Below are 8476 nucleotides of genomic sequence, written 5' to 3' on the forward strand. Positions count from 1 at the left end.
ATTTTCACCATGGCCGCCACGCCGTTTGTCATTGCTGTTTCGCCTCGCTGGGCGGAGAAACTGTCGAGCATCGGATTTCTCAAACGACTTCGTCCTGCATCGTTCGGGGAATTGCGCAAACCATCTGAACAATTGAACAATCATCTGATAATAATCGGTTTCGGTCTGAATGGCTATAACCTGTCCAGGGCGGCCCGTATGGCGGGGATTCCTTATACGGTGCTGGAAATGAATCCGGACACTGTTAAACGGGAACGCAAGAAGGGAGAGCCGATTTTTTATGGTGACGCGGCCAGCGAGGAGGTCCTCAAGCAGGCTGGTTTGATGACCGCGCGGGCGATGGTTATCGCGATTTCCGACCCGGCCGCGACCAGGCGGATTACCTACCTGGCAAAGCATTTGAATCCGGCTCTGCACCTGATCGTGCGGACACGCTTTATTATCGAGGTCGGAGCGCTCCGTGAACTTGGAGCTGATGATGTCATCCCGGAGGAATTCGAGACTTCGATTGAAATTTTCACCAGGGTGATGAATCGCTTTATGGTTCCGGTCGACCAGATCGAACGCTTCATATCATCGGTGCGCGAGGATAACTACGGTATGCTTCGCAGTCTGCCACGCAGGACTTCAGAGATTTCCGACCTGGGAGTGCGTTTCTCCAACTTGGAGATATGTTCTATTAAAATTGATGATGCCTCTCCGCTGGCGAATTTCAGCCTGGCGGATATGAATCTGCGTAAAAAATACGGGGTGACAGTTCTGGCGATCGAAAGGGGTGAGGAAAAGATCAGTAACCCCGACGGCAATCAGGTTATGGATGTCGGAGATGTCATCCATATACTCGGCGACAGCGACGACCTGCGGGAATTTCGGATCAGGCTAAAGGAAGATTTTAAGCCTGCCGAGCCGGAGTGATCGATTAACGCATTATTGATCTCTTATCTCAATGGCTGAAATGCCATATTTTTCTGAAAACTCAGGAACCCAGTCATCGTGCTTACCGCTTGCCGCAATCACCTGGAACAACTCCTGCGTGCTCACGCCGATAACTCTTGACCGTATCCTCGACGCGAGCATTGAAACCAGAAAGGCGAAAACCCCCCGTTTCCCATCCGGGCCATCACAGCTGAATGTAGGATTCCGCTCGTCATGAAGGAGAACAAAAATCCCTTCCTGATGGAGAGCGAACAACATCTCTCGAAAGAATTGGTAGTAGCTGGCGAGAGGGCAGATCGGGCTTTCGAGCCAGGCCTGATCGAAAACGCAGTACTCCTCAATCAGCTCCCAATACTTGCGACCAATATGATGCAGGTAGCAAAGCGAATGCTGTTTCGACGGATTTCTTCCGTCGCAATCGCCTCGGCTAAAAACGGAACACCCTCCAAACTCGCGCTCGACGAATTTGGCTTCAATGAAAAGGGATGGCCCGTGTCCGTTCTCAATAACCAGGTCGATGGATGTCGGTTGGCCGAAATCCTCATTGAAAACTTCTCGGTCCTCCACCTCAAACCGCGCTTTGAGACCTTCACCGTCCCAATCGATATTCTTGGCAACCATAAGCTTCTGAAACGGCTCGAAGTCTTTTCTGGTTACCAAAGGCCCCACGAGATTGAAGAGCATCGCCTGGCTGCTGAGGCCGTGGTGCAAGTATTTGTGGAGGGGGAATCCGATCCTTTGTTTTGCGCGTTCCTCTTTTTCGCGATTGATGAAGTCCGCCACTTCTTCGAGGATGATGTTGGACGGCCACCGTTTCCATTCTGCAAGGATGAATGGATATTTATTCTGTGACTGGTATCCCTTCTTCTGAAAGAACGATGCCGCTCGGTTTCGAAGTTCCAACTCGAATTGATCGTGACGGGGATACGGCCACGAATTGGCTCGTCTGCGACTGCTGCTTTTCAAGTGTCCAACCTTTTCCACATCCGTTGTTTTTTGCCTATGAACGACAGAAGTCGCTGGGCCCGGTCGAGGCAAACTGCGGCCACATTACAAGGAGTTATTATATGACCTGACAGGCATCAGGTCAATAGGAAAAATGTATATCAAACCAGAGATATTGATCTTAGAGAATGCGTGGAGAGAAAAGGGCTGCTAGCGGATGGGGGAAGGGCACTGAACAATGACTCGAAAACGAGATCGTCACGTTCTACTCATCAGGTCTCTGACCAGCTTCGCCCACATCTTGCGCTGACGGTGCCAGTGGGCGACGGCGGTGATGGAGCGGACATCCTTCTCACGGATCGGATCATACCGCCTTTGATCCGCCAGCATGCGGGCCAGCAACAGCGCCATCTCGGAGTCATCGGTTGGCTGGCCAGGGAGGATATTCCATATCCCGCCACCTTTAAAATCACGTATTCCTTGAGGATATCTTTTTAAAATCTCTTTGGGTGTCTGAAATTTACCGTACTTCCCAATGCATCGCCAGCCAGTTGACCCACAAGACATCCCTGGGCGCGATTGAGATAGTTTCGTATGATTCAAGTTTGCACATTCAATAAGTCCGGTTATTGAATCATCCGGGTGATAATAGTCAAGTATTTACTATATAATTGTGGATATTAAACCAATAAAAAAGCTCCTGCTGCAGGACTCGAACCTGCGACCCGGTGGTTAACAGCCACCTGCTCTACCAACTGAGCTAAGCAGGAGTGTATAAACTTATACGCTCGTTTTTCTATTCTTTCGGCGTTTTATTATAAATAATTAACCCGCCTTGTCAAGCGCTTTTCTTCCGGTAATACAGCCTTTGTGCAAGCTTCGTTCCCGCAAATATGACCACTCCGCAGAAAATCCCGACCACAGACCCGGCGAGTATATCGAACGGATAGTGGACACCCACAAACACCCGCGAAAGTGCTATCAGTGAGGCCGCTATCACAAAGTGCCAGCGCCACCCGGGATACCTGAAAAACCATACGGCGGCTTGTCCGAAACTGTTGGCGGCATGGGCTGAAGGGAAGGATTTTCCGCTCGAACAGTTGACCAGAAGGTGAACCCAGTCATGTGTATGGCAGGGTCTCAGTCGTCCGACCGCCGGCTTGATCACCTGGGCGGCCAGTTGATCAGAGAGTATCACTGCCAGGATCAGCAGAAAGAAAGTTATCAACCCGCGTTTGCCCCCGGTTATTGCCGCAATCATTCCGGCCGTCAGGAAAAATGTGCGCACGAACCATTTATCGGTCAGAATCGGCATTATAAAATCAAATACCGGATTGGCGAGTGTCAGGTTCAGAAAGCGCATCAATCCGGTATCGATGTTTACCAAAAATTCAAGCATCGAGATATTAATCGCTCAATCCGGCAGTGGCCAGATAGTAGTTACCCTCGGACGGGAAGTATTTTTCTGCTACCCGCTGGACATCCTCGATAGTCACTTGCTTAATTGCTTCCATATAAATGTCCTGGTAATCATAACCGACACCCATAAACTCATACCAGGTCAGATAATAAGCCTGGTTAATTCGTGAAAGCTGACGGGTAAGAGATGATCCCCAGATCGAGTTCTGGGCCTTGAGCAGTTCCTCGGTGTTGACCGGACCGGTTTTCATCTTGTCGATTTCGCTTAAGATACCTTCGCGGGCGATCTCGATGTTGTCGCGTCCGGTGCCCATGGTTGCCAGGAACCATCCGAAATCGGGAGTGCTGGCCACACCCGCACCGACCGAGTAGGCCAGACCCTGGCTCTCCCGAAGCTCAAGAGACATCCGCGAGGAGAGTATATCGGTGGCGACTTTGAGGGCCGGGTAGTCCGGATGGCCGATCGATATGGTCGGACAGCCGAGATAGATATAGACCTGTTCCTTATCCATCGGCGAGTTAACCGCTACCGCGCCCTGCGGTTTAGAGGGTTTGGCAATATTGATCGTACCCAGCGAGACTTTTTCCATACTACCAAAGTTACCGCGAACCTGGTTCAGGACCCACTCCGTTCCAAGATTTGTACAGACAGTCATGATCATATTGTTAGGCGCGTAAAATCTCCTGTGGTAAGCCTCGAGTTCAGCCTTGCTGATCGGCATAATCGTGCGATGAGTGCCGAGAGGGACTTTAGCCAGGGGATGATCCTCTCCGAACATCAGACGGTAAAAACTGTTCCTGCAGGTCTGATAAGTCGAGGCTGAAGCCATCCCCAGAGCGGCCATCATCTCCTGTTTGACCGAGCTAATTTCTGCTGAATCGAGCCTGGGGTGTTTAATCATTTCTGCCAGAAGTTCAACTCCGTCAGAGGCATATTCGTCGATCGTCTCAAATTTAAAGAAAGCGTACTGGCGTGAGGTATAGCGGTCGTCATAAGGGATATATGGATTATCCGTCACAGTCACCTGTGCACCGATATTGGCAAGTTTTTCGGATAAAGTCTGTTTGTCGTATTTTTTAGTTCCACGTTCCATCATCCGGTTTAAAAAATCGGTGATACCGTCGCGGCCCGGAGGTTCCATCGCGCCCCGGTTTTTGCCAAAGATGTTGACGGCAAACACACGTGAATCGGGATTCTGCTTAACTATAAGTGTCAGGCCATTGTCGAGAACATGATGGCTGGTATTGACTTCGGCAGAGGGATTCAGCTCTTTTTCGGCTGTCTCCCGGGGGGTTACCAGGGTGCCTAAATAGTTGATATCTGCGAAATATTTGCCGGCTATATGCTCTATTTCAAGCGGATCGACCTGCTCGAGGCTGTCAGTCAGGTTTTCCAGGAATTCATATCCGGTCGAAACCATCATAGGAGCTATGATGAAACCGTAATAATGAAGTTTCTCCCGCAGGTAGATATCCTGGGTTTTCTGGGAAACGATCAGACCGTTGTATGTATCGAAACTGGGAGTTAAAAGCTTAGGATCGGACAAAATCCGGTTGATTTCCCACACCACAGCATCGGCTTTTTTACGCGAGTCGGTCATGGCCGAGATACGCATAATAGAAAAATCCTTCTGGGTCATCAGGCTGGCCGATACAGAAGAAGCCAGTCCCTTGTCTTCGATCTGTTTTGTCAAAGGCGAGGTGGCTCCGGAGGCAAGATATTCAACCATCATGAAGTACGGATAATAATCGGGATCGGAATAATGAGGCGCGGGAAAAGCCAGATCGACATGATAGCTCTTGGTTTCAAGCTCGGTCTCAACTACTTTGCGTTCCTCAGGTATACGGAAATTGACCAAATCGATTTTTGGCATCCTGCCTTTTTCAAAGTGGCCGTAGAAAGTGTTCATTTTTTCGATCATAGCCTCGGTTTCAAAATCTCCGATCACGAGCGCTATCATGTTGTTGGGGATGTAGTAATCCTCGTAATAATCCAGGATGGCCTGGCGCGGTATCGAGTTGATATGGTCCGGGCTTCCCAGGACGGTACGGGCATAGGGAGTGCCGGCGAAGACTACCTCATTGAAAAAGTACTCGACCTGTGTCTCCGGGACATCGTTGTTCATCCTGATTTCCTCGACCACGATCTTGCGTTCCTTGGCCAGCTTATCTTCCGGAATTGTGGAATTGAAGAGCTGGTCGGACTGTATATCCAGCCCGATATCGATATGCTCCTTTGGCATCAGCACTAAATAAGCAGTCAGGTCTTTGCGCGTGAAAGCATTGATGTAGCCCCCGTATTCCTCGATCGTTTCGGTCAACTCCTGGCCACTGCGGTTTTTTGTGCCGTTGAACAACAGGTGTTCCAGAAAATGGGTCAGCCCGTTGGTCTGTGGATCCTCGTATCGTGAACCGGCATTGATGAATACTACCGAGGTGATCATCGGGGAGGAATGATTCTCCTTGAGGACCAGTTTCATGCCGTTTTCGAGGGTGGCGAATATGGTCTGGTTTTCCCGGGCCTGCAATGCCGAAACTGTCAGGCAGGAAATCATAAGTAAATATATGGCAATCCTGATTTTCATAGCCGAACTCCTTTTTTAATATATACGGAAATCCATCGGCAATTAAGGTATAAGATCAAAACTGTCAAGCTTTTTCAGTTTGCTCAGTCGCGCCCCGGATTGGGGATTTCAGCTACACAGATGTAATCCATACCCTTGTAACTTACCTCAAAAAACAGATGTTTCCCGTCGGGAGAAAAATCGATAGATTCATCGCCGTAAAATACAGACCTGGTGATGACCTGCCGGATTCCGCTTTCAAAATCGAGATGGCAGATATAGATCCTTTCACCGTCGTCATATATTTCCAGGTAAGCGAATTCGTCGCTCTCAGGGCTGAAACTGCCACCAATGATTTTATCGAGACTTTTGACTTCGATGGTGTCTATCTTCTCTTTGAGGTCGTAGAGTATATTTCCAGCACTGTCTAGAATCAGGACGGTTTCATCGGAGTACGCGGCGACCCGCGAGTAATCGGGTGACAATTCCGGCTTGTAGTAGTTTTCTCCCAGTACGAACGAGCGTGCTGTCTGCTTATTGATATCCTTGAAGAAAATCGTACCGCCTTCCTGCGCGGAATAGGTCAGGTAGCGGAAACTGTCCAGTGCTTCAGGCAGGTCGTAAGTGCTGTCGGTAAATGCCATGAAACTGTCGGTTTGGGCAAACGCATCTGCTTTCCAGCCCGGATTTTTGCGGATAAACAGGGTGCCGTCCGGAAACCTGACAGGCGAATTGTAACCTGGTATCCTGCTGGTCAGGGAGGTGTCCGCGGCAATGACAGAGCGATCTTTGGCGAGGCTGATGATCTGGTAGGTCACGACCTTTTCGACCTTTCCGCGCTGACGGATATTTGACGGCCAGAAGACCGCAAGAATACTGTCAGAATTTACCCAGTGATGCTCAGCGGAAAACAATTTGGCCAGTTCGGATTCCCTGTCTTTTGTCAGATCGTACACATACAGGACGCGATCGCGAGAATACAAGAGATGACGGCCGTCAGGACTGACTTCGAGCTTGTCACCCTGTGCCAGTACATCTGCGTCGAACCAGTCCGGAAGATCAGCGCCAAGTCCAACTGCGCAAGTACATGAAACTGTCAATATCAATGAAATCAAAATGGTTTTCATGGGTATTCCCTTTTATGGAGTTATTTAATCAGATATGAAATTCGATCACGTCCTTGTCTGATAATTCGAAGACATTGGTGACTTTCTGGCCATCGAATTTGCCCTCGCCCCAGACTTTGGCGTATTGGAGCTTATGGGCAAAATCCTTGTGGATGGAGAGGGCGGCATCCTCGACAGTAGCCCCGATCGGCAATATTATCGGGTCTTTGTAGTCGACGTCCTTGCCAATCGTTTTGGTGTAAACCCGTATGATTTTGAGCATTTCGAAAATCTTCTGCTTGAGCTGATCAATATTGCGGTTGCGCGCGACCGAGATCGCCATAATCGGAAAGCGGTCGGAATAAAACTCCTGGATGATTTCTAAATTGTCTACGGCGTTGTCCTCGCCGATTTTGTTGGCCAGAACCAGGACTTTTTTGCAGAAGACCGAATTTTCGTACTCTTCCGGGATCTTCTCGCCCGTCAAGACTATTCCGGCTTCTTCGATGACCTCGATCATTTCCTGCATGTTCTCGAGGACATCATCGGCAGAAGCGTCGACCACCATAGCGAGGATATCAGCATTGCGAATCAGGTTAGTCATCCAGCCGTCGTAAGTGTCGCGCGTGATCGGGGGCATATCGACCAGCTGGAACTGAATCGTATCGTAGGGCATCATGGCCGGCATCGGAATCCGGGTGGTAAACGGGTATTCGGCGATCTCCGGTTCGAAATTCGTGACCAGGTCGACCAGCGAGGATTTTCCGCTGTTGGGCGGTCCCAGAACCATCACCTGCGCGGCCCCGTGCTTTTCGACATGGTCAAGATAGGTCGTTCTTTTGCCTCCACCTTTCTGGGATTTGCCGGACTGCATCTTCTGCCGGATTTTGGCCATACGGGTCTTGATATCGGCCCGCATCTTCTCGGTTCCCTTGTGCTTGGGGATAACCCGCATCATCTCTTCCAGGCAGGCCAGCTTTTCCTCGTCGGTCGAGGCCTTGCGGAAGCGTTCCTCGGCTTCCTTGTATTGAGGTGTCAGATTTGCAGGCATATACTTTAAAATTCAGCAATATCTCAGATTTGTCAAGTATTTGCGCAAACTACTGTAACAATCGAATGATCTCTTCGGCCAGTTGCTCAGCAATCAATCGATGACCGAGCTGGTTGGGATGGCAGTGATCGACAAACAACTGTTCGCGCCCTACCCGATCGAACATCGAAACCAGGTCGATCAAGGGCAGGTTATGCTGGCGTGCGAGATCGATAATTATCTGGTTATAGTTTTCTTTTATTCGCAGTGAATTGAAATCGTGGTTGCGCGCGCGATTGAGGTAAAAATGTGCTGAATCCGGCTGATCGAGGCGATAAAACGTCATGCCCAGGTTGTAGAGCAGGTACGGATTTTCGGGATCATGAGCGACTGCCTGCCTGAGATAGACCAGGGCGCTGTCCAATTGAAACTGCCTCCAGAAAATAACTCCCAGATTATTGAGAGCCTCGATGTCA

The 8476-nt window shown here is 49.8% G+C and carries 7 protein-coding genes, 1 tRNA gene and 1 pseudogene; 2 read left to right on the forward strand and 7 right to left on the reverse strand.

Annotation, left to right across the window (positions count from 1 at the left end; translation table 11 throughout):
• Positions 1-915: potassium transporter KefB (locus GF404_13750; GenBank protein MBD3383240.1), on the forward strand; the 915-nt coding region annotated here is incomplete at its 5' end.
• 234 nt (positions 916-1149) lie between these two features.
• On the forward strand, positions 1150-1788 hold the full coding sequence (locus GF404_13755) for a hypothetical protein (protein ID MBD3383241.1): 639 nt from the start codon (positions 1150-1152) through the stop codon (positions 1786-1788).
• 351 nt (positions 1789-2139) lie between these two features.
• Here the strand turns inward: GF404_13755 and GF404_13760 are convergent.
• The 7 genes and pseudogenes from GF404_13760 to GF404_13790 all read right to left on the reverse strand — a co-directional run.
• Positions 2140-2480: pseudogene (locus GF404_13760) on the reverse strand (hypothetical protein).
• A 98-nt stretch (positions 2481-2578) separates the two neighbouring features.
• Positions 2579-2651 (reverse strand) — tRNA-Asn (locus tag GF404_13765).
• Between the two features lie 68 nt (positions 2652-2719).
• The gene (locus tag GF404_13770; protein MBD3383242.1) at positions 2720-3280 is read right to left on the reverse strand and encodes a phosphatase PAP2 family protein; all 561 of its coding nucleotides are present in this window, start codon (positions 3278-3280) and stop codon (positions 2720-2722) included.
• 7 nt (positions 3281-3287) lie between these two features.
• Positions 3288-5885, reverse strand: a complete 2598-nt coding sequence (locus tag GF404_13775) for a hypothetical protein (GenBank protein MBD3383243.1) — start codon at positions 5883-5885, stop codon at positions 3288-3290.
• A gap of 83 nt (positions 5886-5968) precedes the next feature.
• Complete coding sequence (locus tag GF404_13780; protein ID MBD3383244.1) at positions 5969-6991, reverse strand: hypothetical protein; 1023 nt, start codon at positions 6989-6991, stop codon at positions 5969-5971.
• A gap of 28 nt (positions 6992-7019) precedes the next feature.
• Entirely contained in the window at positions 7020-8021 is a 1002-nt protein-coding gene (locus GF404_13785) for a TGS domain-containing protein (GenBank protein ID MBD3383245.1), read from the reverse strand.
• A 49-nt stretch (positions 8022-8070) separates the two neighbouring features.
• On the reverse strand, positions 8071-8476 hold a 406-nt coding region (locus GF404_13790), incomplete at its 5' end, for a tetratricopeptide repeat protein (GenBank protein ID MBD3383246.1).

Source organism: Candidatus Zixiibacteriota bacterium (genome assembly GCA_014728145.1).
Taxonomy (GTDB): domain Bacteria; phylum Zixibacteria; class MSB-5A5; order JAABVY01; family JAABVY01; genus WJMC01.

What these genes read in the sequence shown, in the direction of transcription:
- GF404_13785 (MBD3383245.1), bottom strand. Translation starts at nt 8,021, where the DNA reads ATGCCTGCAAATCTGACACCTCAATACAAGGAAGCCGAGGAACGCTTC.
- GF404_13775 (MBD3383243.1), bottom strand. Translation starts at nt 5,885, where the DNA reads ATGAAAATCAGGATTGCCATATATTTACTTATGATTTCCTGCCTGACA.
- GF404_13755 (MBD3383241.1), top strand. Translation starts at nt 1,150, where the DNA reads ATGAAGGAGAACAAAAATCCCTTCCTGATGGAGAGCGAACAACATCTC.
- GF404_13770 (MBD3383242.1), bottom strand. Translation starts at nt 3,280, where the DNA reads ATGCTTGAATTTTTGGTAAACATCGATACCGGATTGATGCGCTTTCTG.
- GF404_13780 (MBD3383244.1), bottom strand. Translation starts at nt 6,991, where the DNA reads ATGAAAACCATTTTGATTTCATTGATATTGACAGTTTCATGTACTTGC.